This is a genomic window from Candidatus Endomicrobiellum agilis (assembly GCF_020328115.1).
Lineage (GTDB): Bacteria > Elusimicrobiota > Endomicrobiia > Endomicrobiales > Endomicrobiaceae > Endomicrobiellum > Endomicrobiellum agilis.
In genome coordinates this window covers 17542-31377 of record NZ_JAIXMW010000002.1, presented here as the reverse complement: position 1 = coordinate 31377, position 13836 = coordinate 17542, and the positions used below count along the sequence as shown (strand labels likewise).

Annotated in this window: 14 protein-coding genes and 1 tRNA gene; 14 read left to right on the top strand and 1 reads right to left on the bottom strand. The window is 38.0% G+C overall.

The features are described from left to right. Window positions 1-15: 15 nt before the first annotated feature. Window positions 16-87 (bottom strand) — tRNA-Asn (locus LE179_RS01500). A gap of 420 nt (window positions 88-507) precedes the next feature. Between LE179_RS01500 and ilvD the strand changes: the two genes are divergently transcribed. The 14 genes from ilvD to LE179_RS01430 all read left to right on the top strand — a co-directional run bounded on the left by ilvD (window position 508) and on the right by LE179_RS01430 (window position 13383). After that, window positions 508-2157 carry a dihydroxy-acid dehydratase gene (gene ilvD / locus LE179_RS01495; RefSeq protein ID WP_374128606.1) on the top strand — a complete coding sequence of 550 codons (1650 nt, stop codon included), beginning with the start codon at window positions 508-510 and terminating at the stop codon, window positions 2155-2157. Window positions 2158-2413: 256 nt separating this feature from the next. After that, the gene (gene ilvB, locus LE179_RS01490) at window positions 2414-4150 is read left to right on the top strand and encodes a biosynthetic-type acetolactate synthase large subunit (RefSeq protein ID WP_374128605.1); all 1737 of its coding nucleotides are present in this window, start codon (window positions 2414-2416) and stop codon (window positions 4148-4150) included. 182 nt (window positions 4151-4332) lie between these two features. Then, window positions 4333-4512 (top strand): hypothetical protein, encoded by a 180-nt coding sequence (locus tag LE179_RS01485; RefSeq protein WP_374128604.1) that lies wholly within the window; start codon window positions 4333-4335, stop codon window positions 4510-4512. A 3-nt stretch (window positions 4513-4515) separates the two neighbouring features. Beyond that, the gene (locus tag LE179_RS01480; RefSeq protein ID WP_374128603.1) at window positions 4516-4689 is read left to right on the top strand and encodes a hypothetical protein; all 174 of its coding nucleotides are present in this window, start codon (window positions 4516-4518) and stop codon (window positions 4687-4689) included. Window positions 4690-4757: 68 nt separating this feature from the next. After that, complete coding sequence (locus LE179_RS01475; RefSeq protein WP_374128602.1) at window positions 4758-4946, top strand: hypothetical protein; 189 nt, start codon at window positions 4758-4760, stop codon at window positions 4944-4946. A gap of 320 nt (window positions 4947-5266) precedes the next feature. Further along, a complete protein-coding gene (ilvN, locus tag LE179_RS01470) occupies window positions 5267-5752 on the top strand; it encodes an acetolactate synthase small subunit (protein WP_374128601.1) in 486 nt (161 codons plus the stop codon). A 31-nt stretch (window positions 5753-5783) separates the two neighbouring features. After that, a complete protein-coding gene (ilvC, locus tag LE179_RS01465; RefSeq protein WP_374128600.1) occupies window positions 5784-6782 on the top strand; it encodes a ketol-acid reductoisomerase in 999 nt (332 codons plus the stop codon). Window positions 6783-7269: 487 nt separating this feature from the next. Next, entirely contained in the window at window positions 7270-7992 is a 723-nt protein-coding gene (locus LE179_RS01460; protein ID WP_374128599.1) for a PASTA domain-containing protein, read from the top strand. 54 nt (window positions 7993-8046) lie between these two features. Beyond that, complete coding sequence (rpe, locus tag LE179_RS01455) at window positions 8047-8697, top strand: ribulose-phosphate 3-epimerase (protein WP_374128598.1); 651 nt, start codon at window positions 8047-8049, stop codon at window positions 8695-8697. Further along, window positions 8694-10448 carry an N-acetylmuramoyl-L-alanine amidase gene (locus LE179_RS01450; RefSeq protein WP_374128597.1) on the top strand — a complete coding sequence of 585 codons (1755 nt, stop codon included), beginning with the start codon at window positions 8694-8696 and terminating at the stop codon, window positions 10446-10448. The genes rpe and LE179_RS01450 overlap by 4 nt, the downstream gene beginning before the upstream one ends. After that, a complete protein-coding gene (gene murI, locus LE179_RS01445; RefSeq protein WP_374128596.1) occupies window positions 10414-11241 on the top strand; it encodes a glutamate racemase in 828 nt (275 codons plus the stop codon). The genes LE179_RS01450 and murI overlap by 35 nt, the downstream gene beginning before the upstream one ends. A gap of 11 nt (window positions 11242-11252) precedes the next feature. After that, a complete protein-coding gene (queD, locus tag LE179_RS01440) occupies window positions 11253-11621 on the top strand; it encodes a 6-carboxytetrahydropterin synthase QueD (protein ID WP_374128595.1) in 369 nt (122 codons plus the stop codon). Between the two features lie 396 nt (window positions 11622-12017). Beyond that, a complete protein-coding gene (queC, locus tag LE179_RS01435; RefSeq protein WP_374128594.1) occupies window positions 12018-12668 on the top strand; it encodes a 7-cyano-7-deazaguanine synthase QueC in 651 nt (216 codons plus the stop codon). Beyond that, window positions 12649-13383 (top strand): 7-carboxy-7-deazaguanine synthase QueE, encoded by a 735-nt coding sequence (locus tag LE179_RS01430; protein WP_374128593.1) that lies wholly within the window; start codon window positions 12649-12651, stop codon window positions 13381-13383. Before queC ends, LE179_RS01430 begins: the two co-directional genes overlap by 20 nt. Window positions 13384-13836: the final 453 nt, after the last annotated feature.

The window sequence follows — 13836 nt, the reverse complement described above, 5'->3', positions numbered from 1 at the left end:
TTGAGGAATTAAAAACTCCGACGGCTGGACTCGAACCAGCAACCGATCGGTTAACAGCCGATTGCTCCACCATTGAGCTACGTCGGAATTAAACGTCTTTTTATGATTAACTTTATCATATTAATTATATTCATTTAAAAAAAAAATTCAAGCCCTGCACTAATTGAATATTTGAAATCAATGAAGTTCTTAGTCCGCAAATAGCGTTTAAAACTCCATAGGAATATTGTTTTGTTTGCCGAAATCGTTTTGTTTGTTATGATAAGAGAATAAAGCCGCTCGAACCGACCAGCCTTTTTCAGGATTCTTCAAAGAGTGAGCGCGCGGAAATAATAATTATATTTTTCGGCGTCTTTTTAGATAACTAAATTTGTTAATTTGTGCATATAAATAAAGATTTGGTATAATAAATACCAGTTTGACTTAATGGCAATCAAAATAACCAAAATCATATCATCAAAATACGAAAATTTTATTAAGATAAGTAAAATAAAACGGAGTTTAAAAATGAGAAGCGATCAAATAAAAAAAGGCGCGGTGAGAGCGCCCAGCAGATGTTTGTTGTATTCTACAGGGGTAAGTCCGAGTGATTTAAATAAGCCTTTTATAGGCATTGCTTCGTCATTTTCAGATTTAGTTCCGGGTCATATTGCGATGCGCGATTTGGAAAGATTTGTAGAAAGGGGCATTGCTGCCGGCGGCGGCGTTCCTTTTATTTTCGGCGCGCCTGCAGTGTGCGACGGCATAGCGATGGGACACAGCGGCATGCATTATTCGCTTGGCTCGAGAGAAATAATTGCCGATTTAATAGAAACTGTTGCAAATGCTCATATGTTGGACGGTCTTGTTCTTTTATCAAACTGCGATAAAGTTACGCCGGGAATGCTTATGGCTGCTGCGAGGGTTAATATACCTGCGATTGCTGTTACTGCAGGTGCTATGGTAACTGGAATGTATGAGAAAAAAAGACGTTCTATGGTAAGGGATACTTTTGAGGCGGTCGGGCAGTTTCAGGCTGGTAAAATTACCGAGAAACAGCTCTCAGAGCTGGAAATGGCGGCGTGTCCCGGAGCGGGTGCTTGTCAGGGAATGTACACCGCTAACACGATGGCGTGTTTAACTGAGGCGATGGGAATGTCTCTCTATGGTTGCGCGACTGCGCTTGCCGTCAGCGCAAAGAAAAAAAGAATTGCTTATGAATCGGGTATAAGAGTTGTTGAACTTGTAAAAGAAGACGTAAAACCTCGTGATATTTTAACGCTTGACGCTTTTAAAAATGCTATCACTGCCGATATGGCTTTGGGCGGTTCTACAAATACAGTTTTACATCTTCCCGCTGTAGCCAATGAAGCGGGAATAAAATTGCCTTTGGAATTGTTTGACGAAATCTCTAAAAGAACTCCGCAGATTGCCTGTCTGGAACCGGCTGGAGATCACTATATGGAAGATTTGGACAATGCCGGCGGAATGCCTGCAGTGCTTTTTGCGATTCAAAAAGGTTTGGCGCATTCTAAAACAGTGTCGGGGCGGGACATACTTGAAGTTGCAAAGTCAGCTAAAATTTTAGATGAGGATGTTATAAGAGCGAAAAATCCTTATAAACCCGAAGGCGGTATTGCGGTTTTAAGAGGAAATATCGCTCCTTGCGGTTGTGTTGTCAAGCAGGCTGCCGTAAGCGAAAAAATGAAAGTTTTTTCTGGCAGAGCGCGCGTGTTTAATTCTGAAGACGATGCTATGGAAGCGATACTTGATAATAAAATTGTTTCTGGCGACGTCGTTGTCATAAGATATGAAGGTCCTTCCGGCGGACCGGGAATGAGAGAGATGCTGAGTCCTACAAGCGCGTTGCACGGCATGGGGTTGAGCGATTCTGTCGCGCTTCTTACCGATGGACGTTTTTCCGGCGGAACAAGAGGTCCTTGTATAGGGCATATTTCTCCGGAAGCGGCGGCAGGCGGGGCGATAGGGGCAATTAATGAGGGCGATATAATAAATATTAACATACCTGAAAGAACGTTGAACGTTGAATTGACGGACGATGAAATAAAATCGAGAATTGCTAAAGTTGTCAAACCAGAGCAAAAAATCAAAACTGGTTATATGGCGCGTTACGCTAAATTGGTGCAGTCGGCAGATACCGGTGCTGTATTAAAATAGCGGAAGGTGTTATAGAAAATTGAGTAAAGTTAAAAAAAATTGATATTTCAGATTTGAGTAAAAACAGAACTTTGAGCGCAGCAATGAAAATTACGGCTGGCTAATAGGTCAGTTTATCTGTTGTCGTCATCTCGCATTTGGCGCGGTACTTCTGTTTAAAAAAAGAAGCCAATATCCGCGTCAAGTTCGCAATAGCGAATTTCTTTTATATGGATAAAGCCAATATTTTATAAAGGTAAAAAATAAGGATTACAGTATGGAAAAAAAAACTGGTGCGCAAATTTTAGTAGAAAGCTTGTTAAGGGAAAATGTTGAGATAGTATTTGGGATTCCAGGTGGACAGGCGCTGCCGATGTTTGACGCAATCTACGGATCAAAATTAAATTTTATTTTAACAAGGCATGAACAGGGAGCTTCGCATATGGCTGACGGCTATGCCCGTTCTACAGGTAAATCCGGCGTATGTATAGTTACGTCAGGACCGGGAGCTACAAATATAGTTACGGGACTTGGCACTGCATATATGGATTCTGTCCCTTTGGTTGCAATTACGGGTCAGGTTGCAACAAGTGTAATCGGCCAAGATGCTTTTCAGGAAGCAGATACCATAGGCATCACAAGACCGGTGACAAAACATAATTTTTTAGTTAAAGACGTAAAGGATTTGGCAAGAACCATAAAAGAAGCGTTTTATATTGCAACTACCGGCAGACCCGGACCGGTTTTGGTTGATATCCCGATTGACGTGCAGCGAGGGTTGTGCGAATTCGTTTATCCTCATAAAGTTGAAATACGTTCTTACAAACCTAATTACAGCGGACATACAGGGCAGATTAAAAAAGCAGTTAGCATGATAAATAAAAGTGAAAGACCTGTACTTTATATAGGAGCTGGCGTTGTTGTTTCTGAGGCGGAAGATGAAATTTTGAAAATGTCAAGAAAGGCCAATATTCCTGTCACAAATACATTGCTTGCCATCGGAACATATCCGCATGATACGGATTTAAGTTTGGGAATGCTTGGCATGCACGGTACTTTTTGCGCAAATAGGGCGATACAGGCGGCAGACGTTGTTATAGCTGTCGGCGCTAGATTTGACGACAGATGTACGGGTAGGGTCTGCGATTTTGCAAAAAAAGCGAAAATAATCCATATTGATATAGATCCTACAGCTATATCAAAAGTTGTCGACGTTGATATTCCCGTCGTCGGCGATGCAAAAACGGTTTTAAAAGAAATGTCAGCGTTGATAGAGAAAAAAGGAAGAAAAGAATGGATTAAGACAGTTGATGCATGGAAAGAGGAGCATCCTCTGTCGTATAATAGAAATGACGATAAGCTTCATCCTCAGTATGTGGTTGAAAAAATTTCGGAGCTTACGAAAGGCGAGGCAATTGTTTCAACGGAAGTCGGACAGCATCAGATGTGGGCGGCACAATATTATAAAGCAAAGTATCCGCGTTTGTTTTTAAGTTCCGGCGGGCTGGGAACAATGGGTTTTGGGTATCCTGCCGCTCTGGGAGCAAAAGTCGGGAATCCAGATAAAGAAGTTATAGTTATAGCCGGCGACGGTTCTTTCCAGATGAATATGCAGGAAATGGCGGTATCGGTATTAAATGAAATCAACGTTAAAGTTGTTATATTAAACAATCAATATCTCGGAAATGTGCGCCAATGGCAGGAAATGTTTTACGGCAAGAGATATTCACAGAGCTGTCTTGCGAGACGTAATAAATGTCCGCGTTTGTGTAATGAGCCGAACAGAGTCACTTGTCCCGTTTATATTCCCGATTTTGTAAAATGGGCGCAGAGTTACGACGTTTTGGGAATACGCGTTACAGAGAAAAAGGATGTCGAATCCGCTTTAAAAAAGATGCTTGAAACAAAAGGTTCGGTTGTTCTTGATGTGTGGGTTGAGATGGAAGAAAATATATTCCCTATGGTCCCTGCTGGATCGTCTCTTGATGATGTTATTACACAGATGAACAAATGATTGAAAAACAAATTGAATTTATGGAATAAAAAGCGCCGCTGACTATGATTTCCTAATGACGGCTTTTAATGCTTTATGCCGTTCTTCGATAAATATCTAAAAAGAATCAAAAAACTTTTGATGTGTATATTTAAGATATTTATGAAAAATTTGGAAAAATTGACTGAAATCTTAAAAAAATAATGAAAAATTCAAATTTAGAATTCAAAAAAGCTAGGAACAGATTTTCTTATCGTAAATTGAAAAATTATTGTTCTGCTTTAGCAAATGAAGTCGTCGGGTTTTTGTCGTTGAGAGTAAAGATGACTCTGGTATTTCTGTCGGAACAATTGCCTATCCAGATATATAACGATGTGCAATAGCGTTTGTTTGCTGAACTTGAAATTCATGTTATCATTGAAAAATGTGAAGATAATTTAAGAATTTTGATTTTTAATATGCCTAGCCGTCAAAAAAGTATGACTGTCAAATCAGACGGTATTGTGTATATGGGAAATGGCGGTTCTATAGTGAGGATGGGTGGATATTCCGCAAGCTAAAATACTTAGAGAGACCGAACCTGATTTCAACAGCGGAATATGCGGAGGATTTTCGTCGAGCGATATAAATGAAGAGGCTGTTTAACAATATTAAAACAGCAGAATATCTTGCTGATTTAGGAATAATAGAAAGAGTTCCTCACGAGAGAAATCAATATATGTTATATAGAAAATATTATAATACCGCGAAAAAAAATGGTGAGTATATAAAGACTGAAGGAACGGCAAGAGATAGCTGTAAAGCTTTGCTACTTTAACGTATTGAAAAACGCGGTAAGGGTTATTTTGAAGAATTTGTAGATATTTTGTCAAATATACCAAGACAATGTTATATCAGAACTGCTTCGCTAGTTAAGAGCGCCGGGAAAAATAGAATTTATAGGTAAATGTGGCAGAATCGGTTATCGGATAAAAAAATTCAATTAAATTATTTATGTAAATATATTTTGAATATTTTAAAATCTGTTTATAAATTTTATTTATATAAAGTCAGTTTATATTGAAAAATCAATTTAAAAGCTGTAAAATTAAATAAAGTAGTTTAAAGATTCGATATAATTTATTATAAGGAGATAATGTGCGTCATACGGTTTCAGTTTTAGTAGAAAATAAGTTTGGTGTTCTTGCAAGAATATCTACTCTTTTTGCGGCACGCGGATTTAATATAGATTCGCTTAATGTAAGTGAGACTGAAGATCCGGCAATTTCAAGAATGACTATTGTCGTCAAAGGGGACTATTCTGTTCTTGAGCAGGTTACAAAGCAGTTGAATAAACTGGTCGATGTTATAAAAGTTAGCGATTTTAACGATGTTGATTATGTTGAAAGAGGGCTTGCTCTCATAAAGATAAACATAAAAAAATCTACCCGCAATGAAGTTATTCAGCTGATAGAAATTTTCAGGTCAAGAATTATAGACGTGTCGCAGGATTCAATTATAGTGGAAATAACAGGTAACGGAGATAAAATCAGAGCTTTTATAAAAATGGTTATGCCTTATGGGATAAGAGAAACATGCAAGACAGGTATTGTCGCTTTAAGTCGAGGACAGCTGACAAAGTGATAAAGAAAAAGGGAGAACAAGGAGAAATAAAATGAAAGAAGCAAAGATGTATTACGAAAGTGACGCTGATTTAAGTCTTTTGAACGGAAAAACTATCGCAGTTTTAGGTTATGGTAGTCAGGGGCATGCGCATGCTTTAAATCTTAAAGATTCCGGCCTAAATGTTATTGTTGCGCAGAGATCCGGCGGAGATAACTATAAAAAAGCTATTGAAGACGGTTGGAAACCGGTGAGCGTTGCCGAAGCAGTTAAGCAGGCGGACTGGGTTCATATTCTGTTGCCGGATGAAGTTCAGAGAAAAGTTTGGGAAGAAGATATAAAACCTAACATTAAAAAAGGTATAATTTTGAGTTTTGCGCACGGTTTTAATATACGCTTTAAGCAGATTGTTCCCACGCCGGATTTAGATGTGATTATGATTGCGCCCAAAGGACCCGGTCATTTGGTAAGAAGACAATACGAAGAAGGTAAAGGCGTGCCGTGTTTAATAGCGGTGGAGCAGAATGCAAGCGGTAAAGCAAAAGATTTGGCTCTTGCCTATGCTAAAGGCATCGGAGGCACAAGAGGCGGTGTTCTAGAAACGACTTTTGCCGAAGAAACCGAAACTGATTTATTTGGCGAGCAGGTTGTTCTTTGTGGAGGGCTTGTGGAGCTTATAAACTCGGGATTTGAAACGCTTGTAGCTGCAGGTTACCAGCCTGAGATAGCATATTTTGAATGCTTACACGAAGTAAAACTTATTGTAGACTTAATATTTGAAGGCGGATTCGGCAAGATGAATTATTCAGTTTCCGATACTGCAGAATACGGCGAATATGTAAGCGGAAAAAGAATAATAACCGATTCTACTAGAGAAGAAATGAAAAAAGTTTTGACTGATATTCAGTCTGGTAAATTTGCAGATAAGTGGCTTGAAGAAAACAAAACAGGAAGAACTTTCTTCAAAAAAGAAAGAAAAGAAGTAAGCGAGAGATTGATTGAAAAAGTTGGAGAGAGATTGCGCTCCAAAATGTCGTGGATTAAAAAATAACTTCATTTTTTGAGATTATATGAGGTCGTTATGCCGCTCCTATTTAAAAATGCCCGGTTGAAGATTGAAATGCACGAGTTATATCAGAAGCAGAGATAGAGATTTGCTTTTGCTGTGTTTCATCGGAGCGGCAGGCATCATTGTTATTTGTTTGTTGTTGTCATTTCCGCGTCGGATGCGGAGCCTGCCGTTATGGTTGTTTTTAATCGGTGTAGATATTGAAATGAGTTTCGGAGCGCTCACCGACTCGTCTCCTATCGTCAGATATACTGCTCTGGTTCCCCGGTAAAAACTTTAGAAACAGTTCTATGCGGCGGAATCTTTCCCCCTATAAAAAAGTTATCATTGACTACGAACTTGTTCCCGAATTATATTTTGTCTTTTTCCGTTAGTTTTCGGTAGCTGTTGTTCGTTATTATCAAATTTTGTGGTATATCATGAAAATTGCAGCAATATGTTTTGTAAAACTTGATATCAGGGTGAAATTTTGTTAGGAAAGTTTTTTAAATTGTTTGTTATATCGGTAATCGTGGGGGCAGCTTTTTATTTTGCTTTTAATATGATTATGAGTGCTTTAGTTCATAATAAAAAAGAAGTTGTGCTGCCGAATATAGTCGGAAAAAGTATTTATGACGCCACAGAAGAACTCTCAAAAGCTGGATTTGGTATTAACAAAGACGGTGAAGAATTCAATCAAAATGTGCCTGCCGGAATAGTTTTGCGGCAAAACCCTCCTGCAGGAATGAATGTAAGAGAAGGAAGACTAATTAAAGTGACGATAAGCCAGGGAGGGGAAATGATTTATGTCCCCAATCTTGTTGGGCAGACTGTCCGCGCTGCGGATATTTCTTTGAAATATTCAACTTTGGTTATGGGCGAAGTCTCAAAAAAATATTCCTTTACGGTAAAAAAAGGGACGGTTCTTTCACAGGATATTGTGGCTGGATATTCAGTGGATAAAGATTCTGTTGTAAATATTGTTGTTTCGGACGGTCCTCCGCCCGAAGGAATTGTTCTTATGCCGGACTTTGTAAATAAAAATCTTGAAGAAGCGGCGACGTGGTCGTCGCAGTATGGTATAGCTTTAAATGTGACAGGCGGAAATATTTCAGGTGTTAAAACGAATACCGTTGTAAGGCAGGTGCCGGAAGCCGATACTGATGTGACGGATTGGAAAAGCGTCAGCTTGTGGTTGAGCGGTTCTATATAGCGGGATTATGACCATAGTATTACAGTGAATATCATTGGATTTGGGATGAAAAAAATGAAAAAAGTTATTATTGCTCCATCAATTCTGTCCGCGGATTTTGCGGCGTTAAAATATGACGTAAAAATGATAGAAGAGGCTGGAGTAGAGTGGGTTCATATTGATGTAATGGACGGACACTTCGTACCAAACATTACCGTAGGTCCTGTAGTTGTGAAGTCCTTAAGAAAAGAGACTAAATTATTTTTTGATGTGCATCTTATGATAGCAAATCCAGAAAAATACTGGCGAGAATTTAAGGAAGCAGGTGCGGATTTAATAACTTTTCACAATGAGGTTTCGGCTGAAAAAAATAAACTTGTAGAAGATATAAAATCGTCGGGTATTAAAGCGGGAATATCAATAAAGCCCGAAACGTCTGTTTCTGAAATAGAAACTTTACTTCCTTATCTTGATTTGGTTTTGGTTATGACAGTTGAGCCGGGTTTCGGCGGACAATCTTTTATGGAAAATATGATTCCCAAAATTAAGAGTTTGAGAAAAATAATTGATGAAAATAATTATGATTGTCTTATAGAAGTTGACGGCGGGATAGATTCTCGTATCGCTTCAATCTGCGTCGACGCCGGTGCGGACGCATTGGTTAGCGGCAGCTACATTTTTGCAGCTAAAAATCCTACTGAAGCCGTTAAATCTCTTTTTGTATGAAAAAAATTACTATTTTATTCTTTTCGCTATTTATGCTTTTTTTTGCTACTTATTCGCATGCAGCAAAAAAAGCCGCCGTTTTGCGAAAAGTTATTAATGTAATTGTCGACGGAGAATCTGTCACAGGCGTGAACATTTACAAAATATCCAGTCGGACAAACTATTTTTCCGTGAAAGAAGTTGCCAAAATCTATAATGCGACGCTTGAATGGAAGCCGGTAAGTTCGCGGGTAACTATGTATTTGAATGGCAAGAAAATAGATATTAAAGCAGATAGCACTGAAGTTGTTTTTAACAAGAAATCAAAAAGAATGTCTCTTCCCTCAAGACTGATAAGAAGAGAGATATATATTTCGCCAGAAATTCTTAAATCAAAAGAGTTTGCAGAAATTGCAGAAGCTGATACCGAATGGAATCCTTCATCTTTGGTGCTGAATGTAACGCATCGTACAAATATTTCCGCCGTAAGGTATTTTACGAGACCCGAAAGCACGCAAGTGCTTATACAGCTTGAGGAACCTTTATCCTATACCGTTTCAAAAACGGCTAAATCTATAATTTTGAAAATATTGAGGGGACAGGTTCAACGCGATTTTTTAAGCGTAAAAAACGGAATTATCAGAGATATTGTTTACGATACGGAAGGACGATATGCCATAATAAAAATTAATCTTCAGCAAATACCTAAACTTGTTAAAACGTCAATGCTTTCAAAACCTGATAGAATATCCGTCGATATTGTGCATTCTAAAAAAATTGATATTTTAGGGAAAGACACTGTAACTCCCGCTCGGGAAGAAGAACGTGTGGCGCCGAACGATAGCTTGAAAGAGATTGATTTAACCCCGCCTGAAAAATACGGACAGTCGCAGATAAGCGAAATTATATCGGTGATTAAAAATGATGAGAACAATAAAGACCTTGAAAAAGTGCCTGTTGCGAAATTTGAAAGCAAGAATATAATTGACGACAGTTTTACAATAGTTGACGATACTGCGCCTATTGTAGATATTGTGCCTTCTAACCATGAAAACAAGAAAAAATCTTATTGTGAACGTAAAAGAGTTATAGTTCTTGACGCTGGACACGGCGGACAAGATCCGGGCGCTATAGGACCAAACGGCACAAAGGAAAAAGATATAAATCTTGAGATAGTTTACGAACTTAAAGCAATTTTTGACAGAGATGATAATTATGAAGTAATTCTTACGAGAAAGGACGACACTTTTATTCCTCTTGCTGAAAGGACGAATATAGCAAATCAATGTAACGCGGATTTATTTATATCCGTACATTGCAATGCAACTTTTGACAGAAATGTGAACGGTTTTGAGATTTATTCCTTATCGGAGAAAGCTACTGATTCTGAAGCTGCCGCAACGGCGCTTCTTGAAAATTCCGTTTTGGAATTAGAGAAAAAGTCCAGTAAACAATATACTCCGCTTCAGAATGTAATGTGGTCTATGGCTGTTACCGAATATATAAACGAGTCTTCAGAATTAGGCGGTTTTATATCTGCTGAGACGACTAACAGACTTAAAATACCTAATAAAGGCGTAAAACAAGCAAGTTTTTATGTATTGAGAGGATCGCAAATGCCTGCAGTGCTTGTGGAAAGTGCTTTTATAAGCAATTATGCGCAGGAAGCAAAGTTTTCTTCAAAAAAGTTCCGCGCGGCGGTGGCTGATTCTGTATATGAGGGAGTAGTAAAATACTATGCAAGTAAGGACAAAAAACAGAACAGTAAATAACCGTCCCATAGGAATTTTCGATTCTGGATTTGGCGGACTTACCGTGATGTCTGCGATAGTCGAAGCGCTTCCTTCGGAAAGTCTTATTTATTTTGGAGATACTGCTCATGTGCCTTACGGATCAAAATCAAAAGATATCGTGATCAAATATTCAAAAGAAATAACTTCTTTTTTAATGAAATTTAAAGTGAAATTGATTGTGGTAGCGTGCAATACAGCGTCTGCTTTTGCATTGTCTACTTTAAGAAAAACTTTGAAAGTGCCTGTAATAGGCGTGATAGAGCCGGGTTCAAAAGCCGCGATATACGCGTCAAAAAATAGAAAAATAGGAGTTATAGGGACAGAAGGAACTATAAATAGCGAATCTTATGTGAGAGAGATAAACAGAATTTCCAGATATGAAGTGTATCAGCAAGCATGCCCTCTGTTTGTTCCTCTTGTGGAAGAGGGATGGAACAGCGGAGAAATTGCGGACAGTATAGTGAAAAAATACATAAAGCCTCTTTTAGATAAAAAAATCGATACTTTAGTTTTGGGTTGCACGCATTATCCGCTTCTAAGAGAAACTTTGAAAAAAAATGTAGGAAGAGGCATTGCTCTTATAGATTCAGCAAAAGCTACGGCACAGGAAGTTAAAAGTATTTTAGAAGAAGCATGTCTTCTTGCGGATTTAAAAAGTAGAAAATTTTTAAAATTTTACGTAAGTGACAATCCCAAAAAATTTCAGGCAATAGGTAGTCGGTTTTTTTCTAAAGAAATGCCCAGTGTTAAAAAAATAAAAATGATCAGCTAAACGGAGTAAAGATGGAATATAAACTTTCGGTTACAAGAAGCTTTTCTTCAGCACATTGTCTAAGAGAGTATAAAGGCAAATGTGAAAATTTGCATGGGCATAACTGGAAAATAAGAGCTGCTTTTTATGGCACGAAGCTTGACGATACAGGTATGCTGATGGATTTTGCTGATATTAAGGCGCATCTTGATAAAATTGTTGCCTATTTAGATCATAAATTTTTGAATGAAATCGGTCCTTTTGACAGAGTCAATCCGACAGCGGAAAATATCGCTGCTTTTATTTTAGTGCAGCTTAAGAACGTTAAAACGGAAAACGCAAGGGTTTGCGAAGTGGAAGTCTGGGAAAGCGAGTCGTCGTCCGCAATTGTGAGCGTGTAACGGTTTCAATAGTTGCGGTAACGGTTGTGCCGTCGGTAGAAAAGAAGCTGGCGGTGTAAAAGCAGGAAATTTGCCGTTTGAAGGTGACAAAAAAAATGCGTTGACATATGAAGAGGGAACGAATCGGGTTGGGGCGGCGGTTTTTGAGACAGATAAGTTGACGAAAGGCGCGAGTGTTTCAGAATGATTTGGCAAAAGCTAATGTAAAGGATTATGAAAACGGTGTGAATACCTGCGCTGGAAATGCTTATAATGTTAGATTAAACAAATTATGAATTAAAAGGTTTCTTTGGGGGTATTGAAAAAAGTAAGCGGCAGCGGCGAGCAAAAACCGAATATTTATGGCTTTTTGGCTCGCTCAAGATGACATTATTGGTATGCTCAAAAGGATTTAAAATGAAAATGGAAAAACGAGCGATAATTTTATTTTCAAGCGGACTGGATTCGACAACAGTTTTATATTATGCAATGTCAAAAGGATATAAATGCAGCTGCTTAATATTCGATTATGGACAAAAACATAAAAAAGAAATCTTCTCTGCCGTCAAAATTGCAGATTCTGCCAAAGCGGAGTATTCCGTTATAAAAATAAGTTTGCCGTGGTCTAACGATGCGTTGACAAGCAAAAACAAAGAAGTTCCAGTTCATAAGCATTTGACAAAGACGGTTCCTTCTACTTACGTTCCGGGAAGGAACACTCTGTTTTTATCTTATGCGCTATCCTTTGCGCAGTCTATAAATGTGCGAGCAATTTTTATAGGCGTCAATTCTGTAGATTTTTCAAATTACCCTGACTGCACGCCGAAATTTATAGAAGCATACAACAATGTTTTAAAAGTTCTTAAAACGAAAATAGTCATTCATGCGCCGCTTCTAAATTTAAACAAGGCGCAGATAATAAAACTGGGTACAAAATTAAATGTTCCTTATAAAGATACGTGGACTTGTTATAATGGCTGTGAAAAACCATGTATGGAATGCGATTCGTGCAAGCTGAGAGCGAAAGGTTTTAAAGAAGCGGGAATAAATGACCCTGCTCTTGACTGAAATACAGTCGCCGATTTATGAAGTTTTTTTTTCGTTTCAGGGCGAAGGTTTATATACGGGATTTCCGCAGATTTTTGTGCGGTTTGCGGGATGTAATATTAAATGCGGTTACTGTGATACTTCTTATTCGGCGACAATATCTGAGAAAACGAAATATTATGCCGCGGATGAACTTGTTGCTGCAATTTGCGAATTGTATAGAAATAATAAAAAGAATTTTGTTTTTGGAAAACCGTCTATTGCTTTAACAGGCGGAGAGCCTTTAATGTATGTTGATTTTTTAGAAGTATTGCTTCCGGAATTGAAGGAAAAAGGATTTAGCATTTATCTTGAAACTAACGGGACTCTGCCTCATAAATTAACAAGAATCATAAAATTTTGCGATACAGTTTCTATGGATTTTAAATTTGCTTCCGAATGTAAGAGAAGTTTCTGGAAAGAACACGAGAATTTTTTGAAGACCGCAAAAAACAAGGCTTCAGACGAAGTATTTGTTAAATGCGTTATAACTGAGAATACAAACATTTCTGAAATAAAAAAGTCGGCGAATATAATAAAAGACATTTCAAAAGAAAGTCCACTCATTTTACAGCCGTCAATCGATAAAAATGTTCCCGCAATACAAAATTTGTATAAGTTTTATGTCGCGGCGAAAAAAATTATTCCTAATGTGTATCTCATGGCACAGATGCATAAAGTTTATAAGATTAGATAAGTCTTAACAGCGGAGAAAGGCGGAAATCCGCCGACATTATTGTAAAAGACGGATTAACGGAGTTATAGTAAGATCCCAAGAAGTTCCCCCAAAAAATGAAAAGCTTGATGTTTCGAGGATTTTAATCCGGTAAGAACATTTTTAAACGTTTTTATAATTGTCGCAAGACTTTGACACTAGTGGAAAATAGCAAAAGATGTTTTTTGCATGGAAAATGAAAAAATCTATTAAGATCTGCTGACAAGATGTCTCGCTTGGGCAATGTTCTGCCAATACCTGCGTCTGTGCTGAGAGAGTGGTTTTATCAATAGTCCGATGGAAAATACAAAGGAAGAGAAAAGAGGTCGGAGAGTTGAAAAAATCAGATACGGAATAGTTGACAAAAGTCGGTTTGATTTTATATAATAAGCAGTTGTAACGTCAGAGTGCTAAAATAGAAAAATATATAGATAA

What these genes read in the sequence shown, in the direction of transcription:
- murI (WP_374128596.1), top strand. Translation starts at nt 10,414, where the DNA reads ATGCAAGTAAGGACAAAAAACAGAACAGTAAATAACCGTCCCATAGGA.
- LE179_RS01430 (WP_374128593.1), top strand. Translation starts at nt 12,649, where the DNA reads ATGACCCTGCTCTTGACTGAAATACAGTCGCCGATTTATGAAGTTTTT.
- rpe (WP_374128598.1), top strand. Translation starts at nt 8,047, where the DNA reads ATGAAAAAAGTTATTATTGCTCCATCAATTCTGTCCGCGGATTTTGCG.
- ilvB (WP_374128605.1), top strand. Translation starts at nt 2,414, where the DNA reads ATGGAAAAAAAAACTGGTGCGCAAATTTTAGTAGAAAGCTTGTTAAGG.
- LE179_RS01450 (WP_374128597.1), top strand. Translation starts at nt 8,694, where the DNA reads ATGAAAAAAATTACTATTTTATTCTTTTCGCTATTTATGCTTTTTTTT.
- LE179_RS01485 (WP_374128604.1), top strand. Translation starts at nt 4,333, where the DNA reads ATGAAAAATTCAAATTTAGAATTCAAAAAAGCTAGGAACAGATTTTCT.
- ilvD (WP_374128606.1), top strand. Translation starts at nt 508, where the DNA reads ATGAGAAGCGATCAAATAAAAAAAGGCGCGGTGAGAGCGCCCAGCAGA.
- ilvC (WP_374128600.1), top strand. Translation starts at nt 5,784, where the DNA reads ATGAAAGAAGCAAAGATGTATTACGAAAGTGACGCTGATTTAAGTCTT.
- queD (WP_374128595.1), top strand. Translation starts at nt 11,253, where the DNA reads ATGGAATATAAACTTTCGGTTACAAGAAGCTTTTCTTCAGCACATTGT.
- LE179_RS01475 (WP_374128602.1), top strand. Translation starts at nt 4,758, where the DNA reads ATGAAGAGGCTGTTTAACAATATTAAAACAGCAGAATATCTTGCTGAT.
- queC (WP_374128594.1), top strand. Translation starts at nt 12,018, where the DNA reads ATGAAAATGGAAAAACGAGCGATAATTTTATTTTCAAGCGGACTGGAT.